The sequence below is a fragment of the Pseudomonas viridiflava genome (assembly GCF_900184295.1).
GTDB lineage: Bacteria > Pseudomonadota > Gammaproteobacteria > Pseudomonadales > Pseudomonadaceae > Aquipseudomonas > Aquipseudomonas viridiflava.
Genome location: NZ_LT855380.1, coordinates 87,380 through 105,593 on the forward strand (window position 1 = coordinate 87,380; position 18,214 = coordinate 105,593).

Annotated in this window: 15 protein-coding genes; 7 read left to right on the top strand and 8 right to left on the bottom strand. The window is 59.5% G+C overall.

From position 1 onward, the window contains the following. Positions 1-34 precede the first annotated feature (34 nt). The 6 genes from CFBP1590_RS00430 (at position 35) to CFBP1590_RS00455 (ending at position 5,917) form a co-directional block, all read left to right on the top strand. The gene (locus tag CFBP1590_RS00430; RefSeq protein WP_025996453.1) at positions 35-880 is read left to right on the top strand and encodes a BON domain-containing protein; all 846 of its coding nucleotides are present in this window, start codon (positions 35-37) and stop codon (positions 878-880) included. Between the two features lie 233 nt (positions 881-1,113). Continuing rightward, on the top strand, positions 1,114-1,398 hold the full coding sequence (locus CFBP1590_RS00435; RefSeq protein WP_025996452.1) for a hypothetical protein: 285 nt from the start codon (positions 1,114-1,116) through the stop codon (positions 1,396-1,398). Between the two features lie 60 nt (positions 1,399-1,458). After that, entirely contained in the window at positions 1,459-1,623 is a 165-nt protein-coding gene (locus tag CFBP1590_RS00440; protein WP_002555679.1) for a DUF1328 domain-containing protein, read from the top strand. A 2-nt stretch (positions 1,624-1,625) separates the two neighbouring features. Continuing rightward, positions 1,626-2,090: an inhibitor of vertebrate lysozyme family protein gene (locus CFBP1590_RS00445; protein WP_004887662.1), complete on the top strand. Its 465-nt coding sequence runs from the start codon at positions 1,626-1,628 to the stop codon at positions 2,088-2,090. Positions 2,091-2,724: 634 nt separating this feature from the next. Further along, positions 2,725-4,056, top strand: coding sequence for a glutamate/aspartate:proton symporter GltP (gene gltP / locus CFBP1590_RS00450; RefSeq protein WP_088234270.1), 1,332 nt, complete (start codon positions 2,725-2,727; stop codon positions 4,054-4,056). 619 nt (positions 4,057-4,675) lie between these two features. Then, positions 4,676-5,917 carry a spore maturation protein gene (locus CFBP1590_RS00455; RefSeq protein WP_029243049.1) on the top strand — a complete coding sequence of 414 codons (1,242 nt, stop codon included), beginning with the start codon at positions 4,676-4,678 and terminating at the stop codon, positions 5,915-5,917. Between the two features lie 4 nt (positions 5,918-5,921). Here CFBP1590_RS00455 and CFBP1590_RS00460 read toward each other — a convergent pair whose 3' ends face one another. The 5 genes from CFBP1590_RS00460 to CFBP1590_RS00480 form a co-directional block, all read right to left on the bottom strand. Further along, positions 5,922-7,103, bottom strand: coding sequence for a DUF5924 family protein (locus CFBP1590_RS00460; RefSeq protein WP_029243048.1), 1,182 nt, complete (start codon positions 7,101-7,103; stop codon positions 5,922-5,924). A 99-nt stretch (positions 7,104-7,202) separates the two neighbouring features. Next, the gene (locus CFBP1590_RS00465; protein ID WP_088234271.1) at positions 7,203-8,582 is read right to left on the bottom strand and encodes a M16 family metallopeptidase; all 1,380 of its coding nucleotides are present in this window, start codon (positions 8,580-8,582) and stop codon (positions 7,203-7,205) included. A 57-nt stretch (positions 8,583-8,639) separates the two neighbouring features. Next, positions 8,640-10,292 carry a Na/Pi cotransporter family protein gene (locus CFBP1590_RS00470; protein WP_029243046.1) on the bottom strand — a complete coding sequence of 551 codons (1,653 nt, stop codon included), beginning with the start codon at positions 10,290-10,292 and terminating at the stop codon, positions 8,640-8,642. Positions 10,293-10,692: 400 nt separating this feature from the next. Further along, the gene (locus CFBP1590_RS00475) at positions 10,693-11,442 is read right to left on the bottom strand and encodes a TerC family protein (protein WP_088234272.1); all 750 of its coding nucleotides are present in this window, start codon (positions 11,440-11,442) and stop codon (positions 10,693-10,695) included. Positions 11,443-11,513: 71 nt separating this feature from the next. Continuing rightward, positions 11,514-12,821 carry a CitMHS family transporter gene (locus CFBP1590_RS00480; RefSeq protein ID WP_029241378.1) on the bottom strand — a complete coding sequence of 436 codons (1,308 nt, stop codon included), beginning with the start codon at positions 12,819-12,821 and terminating at the stop codon, positions 11,514-11,516. A gap of 322 nt (positions 12,822-13,143) precedes the next feature. Here CFBP1590_RS00480 and CFBP1590_RS00485 point away from each other — a divergent pair, with 322 nt between their 5' ends. Then, the gene (locus CFBP1590_RS00485; RefSeq protein WP_088234273.1) at positions 13,144-13,545 is read left to right on the top strand and encodes a GFA family protein; all 402 of its coding nucleotides are present in this window, start codon (positions 13,144-13,146) and stop codon (positions 13,543-13,545) included. Positions 13,546-13,673: 128 nt separating this feature from the next. On the opposite strand, the gene CFBP1590_RS00490 is transcribed toward CFBP1590_RS00485, so the two are convergent. The 3 genes from CFBP1590_RS00490 to CFBP1590_RS00500 all read right to left on the bottom strand — a co-directional run bounded on the left by CFBP1590_RS00490 (position 13,674) and on the right by CFBP1590_RS00500 (position 18,168). Continuing rightward, a complete protein-coding gene (locus CFBP1590_RS00490) occupies positions 13,674-15,071 on the bottom strand; it encodes an aminoacyl-tRNA deacylase and HDOD domain-containing protein (RefSeq protein ID WP_029241376.1) in 1,398 nt (465 codons plus the stop codon). Positions 15,072-15,157: 86 nt separating this feature from the next. Next, on the bottom strand, positions 15,158-17,233 hold the full coding sequence (gene recG, locus CFBP1590_RS00495; RefSeq protein WP_029241375.1) for an ATP-dependent DNA helicase RecG: 2,076 nt from the start codon (positions 17,231-17,233) through the stop codon (positions 15,158-15,160). A gap of 11 nt (positions 17,234-17,244) precedes the next feature. After that, a complete protein-coding gene (locus CFBP1590_RS00500) occupies positions 17,245-18,168 on the bottom strand; it encodes a hydrogen peroxide-inducible genes activator (RefSeq protein WP_004887197.1) in 924 nt (307 codons plus the stop codon). Positions 18,169-18,214: the final 46 nt, after the last annotated feature.

Below are 18,214 nucleotides of genomic sequence, written 5' to 3' on the forward strand. Positions count from 1 at the left end.
AAAGACGAAACGCCAACCTCAGAAGGAGAACGCCATGCACTCACTGAAAAAGATCGCGTTGATCACCGCGACCGCTGCGGTGTTGGGCAGCAGCCCATTGCTCGCGCAGGCTCAAGGCGATCTGCCCACCCAGTTGGCTGAAGCGCGTCAGGAAGGTTCGATCTGGACCGCTTTCGCGTTGAACAAACATCTGAGCCCTTTCAAGATCGATGTGGATGTTGAGCAAGGCACCGCGACGCTCAAGGGCAAGGTAGAAAACGAAGTCGACCGCGAACTGGCCGAGCGTATTGCGCTGGACATCAAAGGTATCGACAAGGTCGATAACCAGCTTGAGACCGACGCGGCCCTCGCCAGTGAGCCCGGCACCAAAGCCAATATGGCTCAGCGCTTTGAAGACGCCACACTGGTGGCGACTGTGAAGTCCAAGCTGCTGTGGAGCAGCGTGACCGAGGCACTGAACATTGATGTGGACAGCAAGGATGGCGTGGTCACGCTCAAGGGTCGCGCCCAAAGCCCGGAAGCCAAGGAGCTTGCAGGCAGCCTCGCCAGCAACACGGATGGGGTTGTCAGCGTCAATAACCTCATCAGCCTGAGTGCGGCGGACTCCATCGCTGCCAAGACCCAGCCGCAGAACCTCAACCCTGTCGAGCAACTCAGCGACGCCTGGGTCACCAGCAAAGTGAAATCCAGCCTGATCTACAGCCGCAACCTCGACGGCCTCAATATCAAGGTCGATACCAAGGAGGGTCTGGTGACGCTCAACGGTGTGGTGGCCAACTTCGCTGAAAAGGAGCTTGCGGTCGAGATTGCACGCAACATTCGGGGCGTGAAAGGCGTAAACGCCGACGCCTTGAAAGTCATGGCTCGCAGCGCAGGTTGATAATCGGCGGCGCAGCAGTCGCTGCGCTTCGTGCAGAACGCACGATTGCAAAGGTGCAATCGTGCAGCTTGCTCGCAGGCCCTCTTTTAAAAATCTTTCAACCTGTTGATTTTATTGAGTTTATTTGGCATCTGAAAACTGGCACGCAGTCTGCAATATCCCTTTCAACGAAGGCCGGTCCATACGGCCCATACGATTGATCGGATGCCCCAGGGGGCGGAGGGAGTTTGCGGATGAACAGCCAGCGTATCGCACAGTTGCGTATCTCCCCTCTGCACGTACAGCAAGGTCTGTTTCTGCTTCTCGCCCTGCTCGTCACCCTGATCGCCATTCAGCAGTTCCAGCGTTGGTCTCAGGCCAACGAAGCGACTGAAACCAGACAGCAAATCATTCACAGCAGCGTCTCGTATCGGAGCGTCAGCGCTCCAGCGGCCCAGAACACTGCATTGAGCCTGCGCCCTGTAGAGGGTGTCATCTCTTCGAATGACGTAGCGCCGCAGCAAAAATGGGTCTTCTGATCCGACTTGAAATGACTGCATCCAATACATTCAAACAGCTGTAAAAAAAGGAGTATCACCATGTTGAGTTGGGCTATCACGTTTCTGATCATCGCCATTGTCGCTGCAGTACTTGGCTTCGGTGGTATCGCCGGTACAGCTACAGGCATCGCCAAGATCCTGTTCGTTGTCTTCCTGGTGATGTTCGTTGTTTCGTTCTTCTTCGGTCGTCGCGGTCGAGGCTAACGATGCATACGTCGCTCCGTGCGCTGGCTGCCGCCCTGTTGATGGGCGGCAGTGCTGTGGTGATTGCCGCCAATGATGGTCAGGCGCGTGTAAACGAGTTGCTGTCTTCAGCGCCCGAATACCGCCAGACCTGGGCGAAGGTTGTGAAGAAGGAAGAGCGACTGCCCGACTGGGTGATCAATCTTTCTGGCACTTCCGAGCAGATGACGGCAGTGACCGAGGATGGTGATCCGTATCTGGTGGGTCCGCTTTGCGAGACCGCCGATACGTGCAAAAGCAAGCGCCTGATCGTGGCTTTCAGTCTCGACAAGGAAGATGCCTACGCAATGCTGGTTGAAGTGCCCGCCGGTCTGCCTGCGGACAAATCGCCAACGCGTCATGCCACCTACCGGTACCTGGGCAAGCCCGACGAGGGCATGCAGCAACTGCTCAACGAGCAATTGCGCAAGGATCCGAACTGGTATTGATCCAGAGGGGAAGAGCTTGATGGCTCTTCCTTATTGCGCGACCTGAGGAAGGTACGCGCATGACCAAGGGGCCGGGTTGTGTTGATTGAAATGATCGGCGCGACCTAGGGGTACAGGGAGTACCTCCGTTGAGGGCCGGGTCAGGCAAGCAGCCGCACAGTGGAAGGTTCCATGCATCGACGTCGTCGGTCGGGAACTGCCTCACTCGTGCGGCGCTTTACGTATTTGCTGTTTAGTTCAATCCCGGTCAACCGTATATCTATTAAATCCTGTAACAACATCGGTCCGACCCCGCAAAACTCCCCTCCCGATTGTTCGGCCCTCTTTACAACGTAGGCGACGTTTTAGCCACCTTTGCGCCGAATAGCGGCATCCGTCGTGTCGTGAATCAATCCTTTTTGTCGTTTTTGTATGCCGATTTCGCATGAGGTAGTCGTTTACGGCATTAGACGTGGATCCATGTCGTGGGAATAGTTGCGACTTTTTTCGCCTGCTACAGAGCCGGGATGCTCGACTGCGGTGACCTTCTGTGGACAGCCCAAAGGTATCCGCCCCTTGAAAAGGCTGTGGAAAAAGCCCTTTTCAGCGTGTCGGTTTTGGAGTTGCCCAAGCCACTTTCAACAAGGGTAATAATATGAAGAAGGCAAAGCTGAGTCTGGCCTGGCAGATCCTGATCGGTCTGGCGCTGGGTATCGCTGTTGGCGCATTGCTCAATCACTTCAGCGCCGAGAAGGCCTGGTGGATCACTAATATCCTTCAGCCAGCGGGTGACATCTTCATTCGCCTGATCAAGATGATCGTCATCCCTATCGTTGTCGCCTCGCTCGTGGTCGGCATTGCAGGCGTAGGCGACGCCAAGAAGCTGGGGCGTATCGGCCTCAAAACCATCCTTTATTTCGAAGTGGTCACGACCATCGCGATTCTGGTTGGTCTGGTCCTGGCCAACGTGTTCCACCCTGGCACCGGCATCGACATGAGCACGCTGGGTACGGTCGATATTTCCAAATATCAGCAGACCACCGCCGAGGTTCAGCACGATCACGCGTTCATCGCGACGATCCTCAACCTGATTCCATCCAACATCTTTGCCGCCATGGCGCGTGGCGAGATGCTGCCGATCATCTTCTTCTCGGTGCTGTTCGGTCTGGGTCTTTCCAGCCTGCAGGCTGATGTGCGTGATCCGTTGGTCAAAATGTTCCAGGGCGTGTCGGAGACCATGTTCAAGGTCACCCACATGATCATGAACTACGCACCGATCGGCGTTTTCGCACTGATCGCCGTGACCGTCGCCAACTTCGGTTTTGCTTCGCTGTTGCCGCTGGCCAAGCTGGTGATCCTGGTTTACGTGGCCATCGCCTTCTTCGCCTTTGTGGTATTGGGCCTGATCGCCCGCGCCTTCGGCTTCTCGGTCATCAAACTGATGCGCATCTTCAAGGACGAGCTGATCCTGGCCTACTCCACCGCGAGCTCCGAGACTGTATTGCCACGCGTCATCCAGAAGATGGAAGCCTACGGCGCACCGAAAGCGATCTGCAGCTTCGTGGTGCCGACCGGTTATTCCTTCAACCTCGACGGCTCGACGCTGTACCAGAGCATTGCGGCAATCTTTATCGCACAGCTGTATGGCATCGACCTTTCGATTGGCGCGCAATTGATGCTGGTCGTGACCCTGATGGTGACTTCCAAGGGTATTGCCGGCGTTCCGGGCGTGTCCTTCGTAGTGCTCTTGGCCACACTGGGCAGCGCGGGCATTCCACTGGAAGGCCTGGCGTTCATCGCCGGTGTCGACCGCATCATGGACATGGCGCGCACCGCCCTGAACGTGATCGGCAACGCCCTGGCCGTACTGGTCATCTCTCGCTGGGAAGGCATGTACGACGACGCCAAGGGCCAGGCCTACTGGGACTCCCTGCCGCACTGGCGCAGCAAGGAACCGGTTCCGCTGGGTAATCCTGCGGTTGAGTGATTGCTTGATTGAAAAAACACAAAACCCCGGATTTCCGGGGTTTTGTGTTTCTACCGATGTTGAAGGGCATGGGAATTTAGCTTTTCAAGTCTTTTGACGGCTAGAATTCGCCGGCACTGAAGCTCAAGCAAGGGCGACGCTTTAGCAGCAAAGTATCGGCGCCAGTGGCAGGATTTACAGTTGGTCGTAGAGAATGCGTACCACACAGATGACGACAGCGGCCCCCGCCTGAAAGGCAGCATGGCGTTCGTACTGTTGTGCGGCAAGACCTACAAGGGTCTACCAACCGCTACCAGGCGTTGAGATGCAGAAACGAAAAAAGGCACCTTTTGAAAGGTGCCTTTTTCGTATTCGGTGAAACAGATCCGGACACTGCTATGGCTTTCGCCTCGGCCCGCCTTGCGCGGACACCCTTCGATCACTCGTCAGGCCAGGAAGCGCTCGATCTCATCCGGTCAGTCGCTTCGACCCGATCACCGTACGAAAAAACAACGCAGGCGTCAACTTCTGCCTCAAATGGTTGACGACAACCCGCGTGCAAGGCCGAACATGGCCCGCCGATTTCCCTCCAGCCCACCCCGCCGTTATCATCCCCCGCATCTTGTGAAGGACTTATCCGATGCTCAATGGCCTGTGGCTTGGTTTTTTTGTCGTGGCGGCGATTTCCGCGATGGCGCAGTGGCTGGTTGGCGGCAATGCGGGCATCTTTGCGGCGATGGTCGAAAGCATCTTCGCCATGGCCAAGCTGTCGGTCGAGGTCATGGTGCTGTTGTTCGGCACCCTCACCCTCTGGCTCGGTTTTCTGCGCATTGCCGAGAAGGCCGGGATCGTCGACTGGCTGGCCAAGGTGCTTGGACCGCTGTTTTTGCGGCTGATGCCCGAAGTGCCGCCCGGCCATCCTGCGCTGGGTCTGATTACCCTCAACTTCGCTGCCAATGCACTCGGGCTGGATAACGCCGCCACGCCCATCGGGCTCAAGGCCATGCGTTCCCTGCAGGAGCTCAACCCCAGCAAGGACACCGCCAGCAACGCGCAGATTCTGTTTCTGGTATTGAACGCGTCGTCCCTGACCCTGCTGCCGGTGACGATCTTCATGTACCGCGCCCAGCAAGGGGCTGCGGACCCTACGTTGGTCTTCCTGCCAATCCTGCTGGCCACCAGCGCCTCGACGATTGTGGGGCTGCTGTCGGTTGCATTCATGCAGCGTCTGCGGCTGTGGGACCCGGTGGTGCTGGCCTATCTGATTCCCGGCGCGCTGCTGCTCGGCGGTTTCATGGCCTTTCTGGCGACCCTGTCGGCGGCTGCACTGGCGGGTCTGTCGTCCATTCTCGGTAACCTCACGTTGTTTGGCCTGATCATGATGTTCCTGATCGTAGGCTCACTGCGCAAGGTGCAGGTTTACGAAGCGTTTGTCGAAGGCGCGAAGGAAGGCTTCGACGTCGCCAAGAGCCTGCTGCCCTATCTGGTGGCCATGCTGTGCGCTGTCGGGGTGTTGCGTGCCTCAGGTGCGCTGGACTTTGGCCTGGAAGGCATCAGGCACATGGTCGAGTGGCTGGGCTGGGACACCCGCTTCGTCGATGCGCTGCCGACGGCGATGGTCAAGCCGTTCTCCGGCAGTGCTGCACGGGCCTTGCTGATCGAGACCATGCAGACCCAGGGTGTGGACAGTTTCGCTGCGCTGGTTGCCGCAACGATTCAGGGCAGCACCGAAACCACGTTCTACGTGCTGGCGGTGTACTTCGGTGCAGTCGGCATTCAGCGCGCCCGTCATGCCGTAGGGTGTGCGCTGTTCGCCGAGTTCGCCGGTGTAGTGGCGGCCATCTTCGTCTGCTACTGGTTCTTCGGCGCCACCGCCACCTGACGGATTATTGAGCTGGCGTCTCTGGCGCTGCTTCAGTAGCGGGCGCCTCCTGCTTCGGCTGAGCGGGCGCGGATTTTTCAGGTGTCGATTCCGGTGTGGTTTCTTCACCCGTATCGCCACCCGGCTTGAGTTTGATGATCCTGCCGGTCGGGCGTTTGACGGCAGGCTCATTACCCTCGGTGACGTTGAAGCGCAGCACACCGATCATCTGTCCGTCTTCTGTCAGCACCCTCACCTGCCAGCGCCCGACCACGTCCTGCGGGAAATTCTGTTTGTGGGTCCAGGCGCGGTAGCCTTCCTTGCGTCCGCCATGGATGTCCAGGGCGATCCGGTCCATCTCCTTACCGTCATGTCGCCACACGTGATAGATGCGCTCCTCAAGGCCCCGTGGCGCGTTGATCGCGGTGTACGCATACAGGCCGCTCGCGCGCAGCTGACTGGCGCTGATCTGGCGGATGCTGTCGCCCGGTGTACGGTTCTTGTCGTCGAAGTCCGGGCTGACAGCCACTTCGGTCAGCCACAGCGTCGCAGGCGGTACCCAGGAACGCAGCAGCCAGCCCGCGCCGCCCGCCACCACAATCATCGTGATGACCATCAATGCGTTGCGCCAGTTGGTCAGCGGGAAGCTCGACGCCAGGCTTGGAAACGACAGCAGCATCGCGACACCCAGCGCCAGCTTGTAACTCTCGGCGGTGGTCAGGTGCACAATGATAGGCAGCGCGGTGAGCAGCGCCGCGAACAGGGTCAGGGTGTGCAGGGCCATGAACAACCAACGGCGTGGCGCGAGCCATTTGTAGTACAGCGGATCGATGATCGAGATCAGCCCCGCAGCGCCCAACAGCGCCGTGAACACGGCCTGGCCGCTGTTCCAGGTGGTCGTGATGAAAAAGAAAGGCAGGACGAAGAACAGGCTTTCCTGGTGAATCATCTGCGTGCCGTAACGCAGCAGCCCCTGGGGAATCTCTCTCCCGATGGCCTTGTTGAGCATCCCGACCATGGTGTTCTCGACCATCAGCCACAGCCAGCTGATCAGCATGACCACCGCGATCCAGGTGGCCAGACCTTCCTGACGATCCACCAGAATGAAACTGGCAATACCGGAGACGAAACCAAAAGCCGCAATAAGCCCCGGATAGCGTTGCATCAGGTCGAGCACGGGTGTCACAAAGCGGTTCAGGTCAGGCATCTGGGCAGTTCACTCGGTTCAAAACGATCAAAAACCCGCGCAGCATAACAACGCAGCGCGGGTCCCTGTGCGAAGAGGTGCAGTGCACCGGTTCGGCTCTTATTTACGCCGCGCCCGCCAGCGCCACAGCGCCAGCAGGACCACGATCAGGCCCAGCAATGCAGCAATCACCCAGTACAGGCCGTCATAGCTGAGCAGCGGTTTTTCGATACGCATGTAGCCCGGCTGAGCCAACAACTGGCGCATCGCCCGGTTGGCGGTTTCCAGGCTCACGGCCTTGACGCGTTTGGCTGGATCGACAAAGCGTCCGTCCTCGTAATCGTTGATCGCGCCCCAGTAGTAATCGGCCAGTGCGCTGTTGCCTTGAACGGCCCATGCCTGACGTGCAATGGCAGCTTCCTGCAGACGTGCAAAGGTTTCAGGCTGCATGCCGTCCTTCTGCAGACGCTCGACCAGCGCGCGCATTTCCCGCTCGGCTTCATCGGCGTCTTCGCGTTCGACATCGGCATTCAGACTGAGAAAGCCAACATCGCCGAACACTTCGCGTTCGGCCGAAGGACCGTAGGATAGGCCATGCTTGAGGCGTAGCTCGGTGTAGAGCGACCAGTCCAGGTAGGCCTTGACCAGATCCCAGGTCTCATCGTGCTGATCGTCGAGTTCGGGTTCGGTGTAGAACAGATGCAGTCTGGCGTTATCTCCCAGCCCGCCGCGCTCCAGCTCGCGTCGTGGCTCGGCAGAGCCGTTGCTCTCGGCCAGTGGTGGATGATCGATGGGATCGGTCGGGGCCAGCTTGCCGTAGGTGCGTTCAAGATAGGCTGGCAGCAGCTTGTCGAGATCGCCGACCACGATCAGGGTCATGTTGTTAGGAGCATACCAGCTGGAAAAAACCTCTTCGATGTGTTCCAGCGTGATGTTGTCCACTTCAGGACGTTCAGCGCATTTGAGCCCCATTTCTATCGCCAGTTGGCTACTGGCGCCGTGGCTTGAGCCGCGATTATCAAGCAGGCGCTGCAAATGGGAAAAGTGCCCCCCGTCCTCACGCTCGACAATGCGCTTCACATTGTCGAGCCGGTCCTGAGTGAGCTCGGTCTTTGTCATGACGTCCAGCAACAGGTCCAGCACCTTGCGCTGATTACGGGCGGGCGCTTCGAGCACGAAGGTGGTGTCGGTGTTGCTGGTGAAGGCATTCCACTCGCCACCCAGCGCCTGCATGCGCTCTTCCAGACCGCCCTCTCCAGTGTCGTCGATGCCGCTGAACAGCAGGTGTTCCAGCAGGTGCGGCAGTTCCTTGTCCTGACACTGAAAATCATCGAAGCCGATGCCTACCACCAGGCGGATGGCAACGTGGCCTTTTTCGTAACCGGGTTTCAGAAGAACTTGCAGACCATTGGGCAGCAGATAGCCCTCGACCTTGAAGCGGTCAAGGGCGAACGAAGGGAGTGTGACGAGAAACAGACAAGCGAACAGCAGGCAACGCATAACGCAGCTTTCCTTGCGGGCCGGTATGTTTAACAGACTTCGACACTCCCCTTACGTTCATAACGATTGCTCCACTGCGGTTTCGCTGGCAAGCGCGCCGGTATCGGAGGTTTCCAGTACTGCGTAGGCGCTGCTGCAGAACAGTGAGTTGAGGCGCTTCATGTCGGCGATCAGCTCCAGGTGCAGCGAACTGGTCTCGATGCTCTGCACGACTTTCCGCTGCAGCCGACTGACATGAGCATGCGCCAGACGCCGTTCCTGCGCCCGAAAACGACGTTTTTCACGCAGCAGTTGGCGGGCGCTTTCTTCGTCGCCGCTGAGAAAGACCGACAGCCCCAGACGCAGGTTGGACTGTAACTGGATGTGCAGATCGGCCAGTTCTTCCAGCCCGACTTCCGAGAACGAGCGACGCTGCGAGGTCTTCTGCTGCTGGATCTTGCGCAGCATGCGCTCGATAAGACCGGCGGCCAGTTCCAGGTTGATGGTCAGCTCGATGATCTCCGCCCAGCGACGATTATCGTGCTCGCCCAGCTCTTCACGCGGCATCTGCGCCAGGTAAAGCTTGATCGCGTTATAGAGCGCTTCCACGTCATCGTTGAGACGACGTACCTCCTGCGTGACGGCGGTCTGTGTGCCGCGCAGCACGGCCAGCATCGAGCCGAGCATGCTTTCGATCAGATCGCCCATGCGCAGCGTTTCGCGTACGGCATTGGCCAGCGCCAGGCTTGGCGTTGCCAGTGCGGTAAGGTCCAGATGGCGCGGTTTGGCCAGGCCGCCGACTTCGTTCTGCTGTGGCAGCAACGCGGTGCACAGGCGTGCCATCGGGCCGACAGTGGGCAGCATGATCAGGCAGCGCGCGGTGTTGTAGATCAGGTGGAAGCCGATCACCAGCTCTTGAGGGCTGAAGCCCAGGGTGTCGATCCAGGCTACGAGCGGATTGAGCACCGGAATGATCAGCAGCAGGCCCAGCAGCTTGTATAACAGACTGCCCAGCGCGACCTGCCGGCCCGCCACGTTCTGCATGCTGGTGCTCAGGAATGCCAACAGGCCGCTGCCGATGTTGGCGCCGATCACAAGACCAATGGCCACGGGCAGCCCGATGATTTCCGCGCCCGCCAGTGTGGCGGTCAGCAGCACGGCCGCAAGGCTTGAATAGGAGATCAGGGCGAACATTGCACCGACCAGCGCATCCAGCAGCAGATCGCCCGTCAGCGACGCGAACAGCACCTTCACCCCTGCCGCCTGAGTAATCGGAGCGGCCGCTTCGACGATCAGTTGCAGCGCCAGCACGATCAGCCCCAGGCCGATACCGACGCGGCCCAACTGCCCGGCTCGGGTCTGCTTGCGCGACAGGAAGAACACCACGCCGAGGAAAATCAGCAGCGGCGACAGCCAGGATAGATCGAAGGTCAGCACTCGCGACATCAGTGCGGTGCCGACGTCGGCGCCGAGCATGATCACGAGTGCTGGCGTCAGCGTCATCAGACCTTGGCCCACGAACGAGGTCACCAGCATTGCCGTGGCGTTGCTGCTCTGCACCATGGCGGTCACGAGAATACCGGCGATGAAGGCCAGCGGACGTTTGGACATGTTCTGGCTGAGCACGCGCCGCAATTGCGCGCCGTAAACACGAAGGATGCCAGTGCGCACAATGTGCGTGCCCCAGATCAGCAGGGCCACGGCGGATAGCAAATCGAGCAGGGTCAGCATACTGAGAGCCCCTGAGGTTTGCCCATACAGGCATTGGATTGAAAGGTGCAGCGTGTAGCGAGCGGGGAAGTGTTTTGTAGCGCTCTACTAAGCTTTAGTCGGCCTTTGGCCTTGACGCCAGCATCGCACAGCCTTGGTTTCATTGAAATAAAAGTGTCATAAATCCCCCTCCCACTGAGTGACGCAGAGTCTCTGGACTGTGGGAGGCGCCACTACGTCTTCGACGTAGCGCTGTCGCGCATCAAACTCAGTGGGAGCGGACTTGTCCGCGAAAAGGCCAGTACATCCGACGAATATTCATCGCCTGAAATACAGTATTCGCGGACAAGTCCGCTCCCACAAAATCGCGTTCCTTCAGTGGGTTACAGGTTGTTTGATAAGAGGCGGCTTGTACTTCCAGTCAGCGCCTATCGCTTGAGTCACTCATGGGTTCCTTACGGACAGCCCTGGCCATGCGCATCCGGATATTGATGGTTTCCACCCCCAGCGAAAACGCCATTGCGAAGTACACATAGCCTTTGGGCACGTGCACGTCGAACGCGTCCGCGATCAGGACGGTTCCGACCAGAATCAGAAACGACAGGGCGAGCATCTTCAATGACGGATGCCGATTGATGAAGTCGCTGATGGCGCCCGAGCACAGCATCATCACCAGGACCGCCGTCACGATGGCCGCGATCATGACCGGAATATCGGAGACCATGCCCACGGCGGTGATGACCGAATCCAGTGAGAACACGATGTCGAGAATGGCGATCTGAATGATGGTGTAGAAGAACTGCCCGTTGCCGCCTCTGGGCGTTGCGCCCTCTTCTTCGCCTTCCAGCCCGTGATAGATCTCCTGCGAGCTTTTCCAGAGCAGAAACAGCCCGCCGCAGAACAGGATCAGATCACGCCCGGAAAAGCCTTTGCCCAGCACCGAAAACAGATCATCGGTCAGGCGCATGACCCAGGTGATGGAGAGCAACAGCAGAATCCGCGTCACCATCGCCAGCGCCAGCCCGACGATCCGGGTGCGTGGCTGCATCGCCTTGGGCATGTGCCCGACGAGGATGGAAATCATGATGATATTGTCGATGCCCAGAACGATTTCCAGGGCGGTCAGGGTAAAAAATGCAGCCCAGATCTCGGGATTGGTCAGCCATTCCATGGGGTGTCCTCAAACATGAAAAAGCCCGCCATCAACCCTCGGGTCAATGGCGGGCCTGTCACAGCCTGAAGTTATAGACTGCTGTAGAGCGGGAAAATCCCCATGACCAGCGCTGCAACCAGAATGCACATGCACACCAGAATCGCCCACTTCAGGGTAAAGCGCTGGTGATCACCGAACTCGATCCCGGCCAGTGCGACCAGCAGGTAAGTCGAAGGCACCAGCGGGCTGAGCAGGTGAACCGGCTGGCCGACGATGGAGGCGCGAGCCATTTCCACCGGGCTGATGCCGTAGTGGGCGGCGGCCTCGGACAGCACTGGCAGTACGCCGTAGTAGAACGCATCGTTGGACATGAAGAAGGTGAACGGCATGCTGACCAGCGCGGTGATGACCGCCAGGTAAGGGCCCAGTGCGTCAGGGATCACGGCCAGCAGGCTCTTGGACATGGCATCGACCATGCCGGTGCCCGACAGGATGCCGGTGAAGATACCGGCAGCGAAGATCAGACCGACCACCGCCAGAACGCTACCGGCGTGAGCCGAAACGCGGTCCTTCTGATCCTGCAGGTTCGGGTAGTTGATGATCATCGCGATACTGAACGCAATCATGAACAGCACCGGCAGCGGCAGCAGACCCATGATCAGGGCGACCATCAATACCAGCGTCAGGCCACCGTTGAACCAGATCAGTTTCGGGCGACGGGCATCCGGGAACTGCGAAACACTGATTTCGCTGTGATCGACTTCGTCGCCTTTGAGGTGCAGTTCACCCAGACGGGCGCGCTCACGTTTGCCGTAGAAGTAGGCAATCGCCAGGATCGCAACCACGCCAGCCAGCATCGCAGGGATCATCGGGACGAAAATGTCCGAGGCATCGACATGCAGGGCGCTGGCCGCACGAGCGGTCGGGCCGCCCCACGGGGTCATGTTCATCACGCCACCGGCCAGAATGATCAGACCTGCCATGATGCGCGGGCTCATGCCGACGCGGCTGTACAGCGGCAGCATGGCGGCGACGCAGATCATGTAGGTGGTTGCGCCGTCACCGTCCAGCGAGACCACCAGGGCCAGCACCGCAGTGCCGACCGAGATGCGCATCGGGTCGCCTTTCACCATTTTCAGGATCTTGCGCACGGCCGGGTCGAACAGGCCGGAGTCGATCATCAGCGCGAAGTACAGAATGGCGAACATCAGCATCACGCCGGTCGGCGCCAGCTTGGTAATACCGGCCAGCATCATCGGACCGATCTGCGACGCGAAGCCGCCGAACAGGGCGAAAATGATAGGCACCAGGATCAGGGCGATCAGCGCGCTCAGTCGCTTGCTCATGATCAGGTACATGAACGCAATGACCATGGCGAAGCCAAGGAAAGTCAGCATGGGAATACTCCAGACGTAATACGGCTACAGAACGATGGAAACGAACGAGTCAGCTCAGTAGGAGCGGTACGTGGAGAGGAGGCGCAAGGAGGGTACGGATCGGAAATTCAGCAAGCATTGCAATCACCATTATTGTTGTTAATTGGGCCTGAGAGCGCGTTGAGCGACACCCGGGCTGGCCGGTCTTTTTGCCGGAAGTGAGGCGATGCTAATTGCGCAAGCTTTCACCGACCTTTCAATCGGTGTTTGTGGTCACTTTATTCAGTGTTTGTGGTCACTTTAAGGCGACACGCTTATCGACGCACAACAGGGAGACGCGGTCATGAGCCAGATTCACACCGGCGGCTGCCATTGCGGCAACCTGCGTTATCAGTTCGATGCGCCTCTGGAGGACATCGCCCATTGCCACTGTTCCATCTGCAGACGAACGTCCGGCGGGACGGTCATGACCTGGACCTCCGTGCCACTGGCGTCTTTCCAATGGCTGGCGGGCAGCCCGGCCACCTATGACTCGGGTCCGACCTGCATCCGCTACTTCTGCGGCAACTGCGGAGCCCATACGGCGCTGTTCACCCGCAACAGCCCGCAGGAGATCGACGTGGTCATCGCCACGCTTGACCACCCGGAGCTGGCAGCGCCCTCGCGGCACATCTTCATCGAAAACCGATTGCCATGGCTGCACCTGGACGAGCACTTGCCGGGGCGCGAGGGAGAGCCGGACTAAGTTCGTCTTCGGATATTGATCGTTTCCACGCTACAGCGTGGTAACGCCTCTCAGGACGCTCCGCGTCCGCTTTCGAAGTGACGCAGAGCGCACAGGGTGCATGCCCACGCGATGGGCAGAGTGAGCGCTTACTGGCTGAACTGAGACGCCAGTTCGCGCAGCAGCACTTCGGCTTCGAGTACTTTCTTGACGGATTCGTTGGCCTTTTCGCGGGTCAGACCAAGACGCTCGAACAGCTCGTCCGGAATCTCCTGCTGTGGCCCTGCCCCGACGCCGTTGGCACGCAACAGACGCACGGCCAGAAACACCAGATTGGCGTAGGCGTGATGTTCGCCTGCGTAATGCGGATCATGCTGAAAGCGTAGCGCAGTGGCGAGCTCGTCAGGCATGTCCCAGTAACGCATCAGCCAGGCACCGATCTGCTCACGACTGATACCGAGCAAGTGATGCTCGATATAGCTGTGGTGCAAATGCGGGTTCACTTCCAGCTGACGGCAGATCAGCGAGAAGTGCGGCGGGAACACGTGCGCGAGCAGCAGGTAGCCAAAGTTGTGCAGCAGACCGGCCAGATACGTCAGGCCGCCTTCAGGTCGCTTCGCGCGCGGGATGGCGCGGGTCAGGCCCTCGATTACGGCTGCGGTGTAGATCGACTGTTGCCAGTAAGGCGTGGTCTGTTGCGGCTGATCCTTGGGCAGGCTCAGGGTCTTGCCCAGCGCCAGGCCCAGTGCCAGGTTGATCACCAGATCGAAACCCAGCACGCGGACGATGGCGTCTTCCACCGAGCGAATCTTGCCGGTCGACGCGTAGTAAGGCGATGCAGCCCAACTGACCACCTGTGCCGCCAGCGCAGGGTCGGTTTCGACCACGCCGGTGATGTCGTCGATGGTCGCATCGGGATCGACCCGAAGCTTGATGATCTTTTGTGCAGTCCCGGCCAGCGGCGGAATTTCCAGTGTCGCTTCCAGACGTTGCTGGATACGGCGCGCCGTGAAGTTGCTCATGGCTTTGGTGATTTCTGCGGGATCATCATCAGGACGATCGAGGTTGGGATGAATCGCGCTGACAGGCTGCCCGAAAACGGCGGCGCTGGCTTTGCTGAGCATGCCTTTGAAGTCTTCGCTGCTGATTTCCAGTAACACGCCGGGTTCGCCCGAACCTACCAACAGCGAGGGTTCCTGCAGCAGGCGCTCATCGTAAAGGCAGGGTGAGCTAGTCAGCGCGGGCAGGCCCGGCAGTACATGCAGGCTGTGTTTGGCCAGCATGCGCAGCAGCCGCTCGTGCGGCACAGCGGTCAATTGCCGACCCGTCAGCTCGGTAATCCGGCTGAGGTCCAACAGCTGACTTTGCGGAAACAGGATGAGAAGAGCGCCTACGGCGTCTTCGACCAGGACGGCTTGAACCTTCCGCGCCGGTTGCAGGTTTTTGTCATCGACGACTTCGTTGTAGCTGATCGCCAATTTTTCAAGCAACTGCCGGATAACCGACGGGGCGTGATGCGAATCATCGACGTGAGCAACTTCTGTCATGGTCTTTGTCCAAATTCCTACAGTGGCCGAAGTATAACCACCTTATTCAAGTTGGGTCGCATGCGGTTTCCAAAGCGTAGCCTGTATCACACCTGGCCATACTGCTGGCCATGACGCAGCCAGCGTTCGAGCAATGGACTGACATGTTGCGGCCAACGCTCAAGCAGGGCTTGGGCTGCGTCGCGAACGGCAGGCAATAGATCGGCATCACGCATCAGGTCGGCGACCTTGAATTGCAGCAGGCCCGTTTGTCGGGTTCCGAGCATTTCGCCTGGGCCGCGCAGCTCCAGATCCTTTTCGGCGATGACGAAACCGTCGTTGGTCTCACGCATGATTCCCAGTCGCTGTCGCCCGATTTGCGACAGCGGCGGATGGTAAAGCAGCACGCAGTGACTGACAGCGCTGCCCCGGCCGACTCGACCACGTAACTGGTGGAGCTGGGCAAGGCCCAGTCGCTCGGGGTTCTCGATGATCATCAGGCTGGAATTGGGCACATCGACGCCGACTTCGATCACCGTGGTCGCCACCAGCAACTGCAGTGCGCCCTGTTTGAACTCGGCCATGATCGCTGCTTTCTCGGCAGGCTTCATGCGCCCATGGATCAGCCCGACACGCAACTCGCCCAGCGCGCTGCTCAATTCTTCGAACGACGTTTCGGCCGCCTTGCAGGTCAGTTCTTCGGACTCTTCAATCAGCGTGCACACCCAATATGCCTGCCGACCCTCCGCACAGGCAGAGCGCACCCGCTCGATCACTTCCATCCGGCGACTGTCGGCGACCAGCACGGTGTTGACCGGCGTACGACCCGGCGGCAGTTCGTCGAGAATCGACGTGTCCAGGTCCGCATAGGCACTCATGGCCAGCGTGCGGGGAATCGGTGTGGCCGTCATGATCAACTGGTGCGGGCACATCAGGCCGCCCACGCCTTTCTTGCGCAGCGCCAGGCGTTGCTGAACACCGAAGCGGTGCTGTTCGTCGATGATGACCAGTGCCAGATTCTTGAACTGCACTTCGTCCTGAAACAGCGCGTGTGTGCCGACCACCATCGGTGTGCCGCTGGCGATCTGTTCAAGCGACGTCACGCGGGCTTTGCCCTTCAGTTTGCCGGCCAGCCACGCCACACCGATGCCCAGCGGCTCGAGCCAGCGCTGAAAGTTGATGTAGTGCTGCTCGGCGAGAATCTCGGTCGGTGCCATCAACGCCACCTGATAACCGGCCTCCAGCGCCTGCAAGGCTGCGAGCGCCGCTACGACGGTCTTGCCCGAGCCGACGTCGCCCTGAATCAGGCGCAGCATGGGTTCGGGCTGACTGAGGTCGTAGGCCACTTCCTTGCCGACGCGCTGTTGCGCGCCGGTGGGCGGGAAGCCGAGGTTGGCAAGAAACTGCCTGGGCAGTTTTTTCGCCAATGGCAGGGCCGGTGCACGTTGCGAGCGCAGGCTTTCGCGCAGCCGTTGTTGGGAGAGCTGGTGAGTCAGTAGCTCCTCGAAGGCCAGGCGATGCTGGGCCCAGTGATGACCCAGAGCCAGCTCTTCGACGTCGGCGTCGGCCGGTGGGTGATGCAGGTAGCGAATCGCATCGTCCAGCGGAGCCAGTTGATAATCTCGGGCCAGCTCATCCGGCAACCAGTCCGGCAGACTTTTGGGGCCGAGCATCGCCAGGCTTTGCTGACAGAGCTGGCGCAGACGCTGTTGCGTGAGGCCTTCTGTCGAGGGGTAGATCGGCGTCAGGGTCTGTTCGACAGGCGCAGGCTCGTCGCCCGTGATCGCACGGTATTCAGGGTGATAGATTTCAAGGCCGGACGCGCCTGGGCGTGCTTCGCCGAAACAGCGCAGGTGAGTGCCGCGCTTCATGCCTTCTTTCTGGGCATTGCTGAAGTGATAGAAGCGCAGGCTGACGACACCCGTGCCATCGCCCAGCCGTACCAGCAGGCTGCGACGTTTGCCCATCACCACATCGGCGCCGCTTACGACGCCTTCGATCACCGCGTCCTGGCCTGGCCGCAACGCGCCAATAGGCACGACGCGAGTCCGATCCTGATAACGCAACGGCAGATGAAACAGCACATCCTGCAGGTTTTCCAGACCGACCTTTGCCAGCTTTTCAGCCATGGCCTCGCCGACGCCCTTGAGCGCGGTGACCGAGACTTTGGAAAGCTCGCTCATTTTCTTCCTGCCTAGCTCGCTTCTGTCTTGGGACGTGCCACTGAACACAGGCGCACGGAGTCAGCGAGAATCTCGATAGCCTTGGGCCTCGGGAAACTTGCACGCCAGGCGATGGCAACCGTGCGGAAGGGTACGGGCGGCGTCAGCGGACGTACTTCGATCACGCCGGGCGCGTAGTGGTGACTGTCGACTGCCGACAACGGCAGAATCGAAATCCCCAGTCCTGACGCGACCATGTGGCGAATGGTTTCCAGCGAGCTGGATTCCACGGTGGTGTGCCTGGCACCCTCGCTGCCTTTGGTCAGTGTAGGACAGGCTTCCAGCACCTGATCGCGGAAACAGTGGCCTTCGCCCAGCAACAGCAGGCTCTTGTCATTCAGGGCCGAGGCGTCGATGGTCTCTTTTTGAGTCCACGGGTGGTCGGCAGGCATCAGGACAGAAAACGGCTCGTCATACAGAGGCAGGGTCAGCACGTCGGCTTCGTTGAACGGCAGCGCGATGATGACGGCATCCAGCTCACCGTTGCGCAGCTTGTCGCGCAGCACGTGAGTGAAGTTTTCCTCGATGTACAACGGCATCTGCGGGGCAACGCGATGCAGTTGCGGAATCAGGTGGGGAAACAGGTAAGGGCCGACGGTGTAGATGGCGCCGACTTTCAGCGGTGCCGTCAGCTGGTTCTTGCCAGCCTGTGCCAGCTCGCGGATACCCTGAGCCTGTTCAAGTACCTTTTGCGCCTGGGCGACGATGCCTTCGCCCACTGGCGTCAGGCGCACGGCGCTCTTGCTGCGTTCGAAAATCAGCACACCGAGTTCGTCTTCGAGCTTTTTGACACCCACCGACAGCGTAGGCTGGCTGACATGACAGCGCTCGGCGGCGTGGCCGAAGTGCTGTTCCTGGGCAAGCGTAACGATGTAGCGCAATTCTGTAAGAGTCATAACGTGCGTCCATGAAGTTGCGGCCCCAGCATAGCGGGTGCAATCG

What these genes read in the sequence shown, in the direction of transcription:
- CFBP1590_RS00475 (WP_088234272.1), bottom strand. Translation starts at nt 11,442, where the DNA reads ATGGAATGGCTGACCAATCCCGAGATCTGGGCTGCATTTTTTACCCTG.
- CFBP1590_RS00480 (WP_029241378.1), bottom strand. Translation starts at nt 12,821, where the DNA reads ATGCTGACTTTCCTTGGCTTCGCCATGGTCATTGCGTTCATGTACCTG.
- CFBP1590_RS00430 (WP_025996453.1), top strand. Translation starts at nt 35, where the DNA reads ATGCACTCACTGAAAAAGATCGCGTTGATCACCGCGACCGCTGCGGTG.
- CFBP1590_RS00485 (WP_088234273.1), top strand. Translation starts at nt 13,144, where the DNA reads ATGAGCCAGATTCACACCGGCGGCTGCCATTGCGGCAACCTGCGTTAT.
- CFBP1590_RS00455 (WP_029243049.1), top strand. Translation starts at nt 4,676, where the DNA reads ATGCTCAATGGCCTGTGGCTTGGTTTTTTTGTCGTGGCGGCGATTTCC.
- CFBP1590_RS00470 (WP_029243046.1), bottom strand. Translation starts at nt 10,292, where the DNA reads ATGCTGACCCTGCTCGATTTGCTATCCGCCGTGGCCCTGCTGATCTGG.
- CFBP1590_RS00490 (WP_029241376.1), bottom strand. Translation starts at nt 15,071, where the DNA reads ATGACAGAAGTTGCTCACGTCGATGATTCGCATCACGCCCCGTCGGTT.
- CFBP1590_RS00465 (WP_088234271.1), bottom strand. Translation starts at nt 8,582, where the DNA reads ATGCGTTGCCTGCTGTTCGCTTGTCTGTTTCTCGTCACACTCCCTTCG.
- recG (WP_029241375.1), bottom strand. Translation starts at nt 17,233, where the DNA reads ATGAGCGAGCTTTCCAAAGTCTCGGTCACCGCGCTCAAGGGCGTCGGC.
- CFBP1590_RS00500 (WP_004887197.1), bottom strand. Translation starts at nt 18,168, where the DNA reads ATGACTCTTACAGAATTGCGCTACATCGTTACGCTTGCCCAGGAACAG.
- gltP (WP_088234270.1), top strand. Translation starts at nt 2,725, where the DNA reads ATGAAGAAGGCAAAGCTGAGTCTGGCCTGGCAGATCCTGATCGGTCTG.
- CFBP1590_RS00460 (WP_029243048.1), bottom strand. Translation starts at nt 7,103, where the DNA reads ATGCCTGACCTGAACCGCTTTGTGACACCCGTGCTCGACCTGATGCAA.
- CFBP1590_RS00435 (WP_025996452.1), top strand. Translation starts at nt 1,114, where the DNA reads ATGAACAGCCAGCGTATCGCACAGTTGCGTATCTCCCCTCTGCACGTA.
- CFBP1590_RS00445 (WP_004887662.1), top strand. Translation starts at nt 1,626, where the DNA reads ATGCATACGTCGCTCCGTGCGCTGGCTGCCGCCCTGTTGATGGGCGGC.
- CFBP1590_RS00440 (WP_002555679.1), top strand. Translation starts at nt 1,459, where the DNA reads ATGTTGAGTTGGGCTATCACGTTTCTGATCATCGCCATTGTCGCTGCA.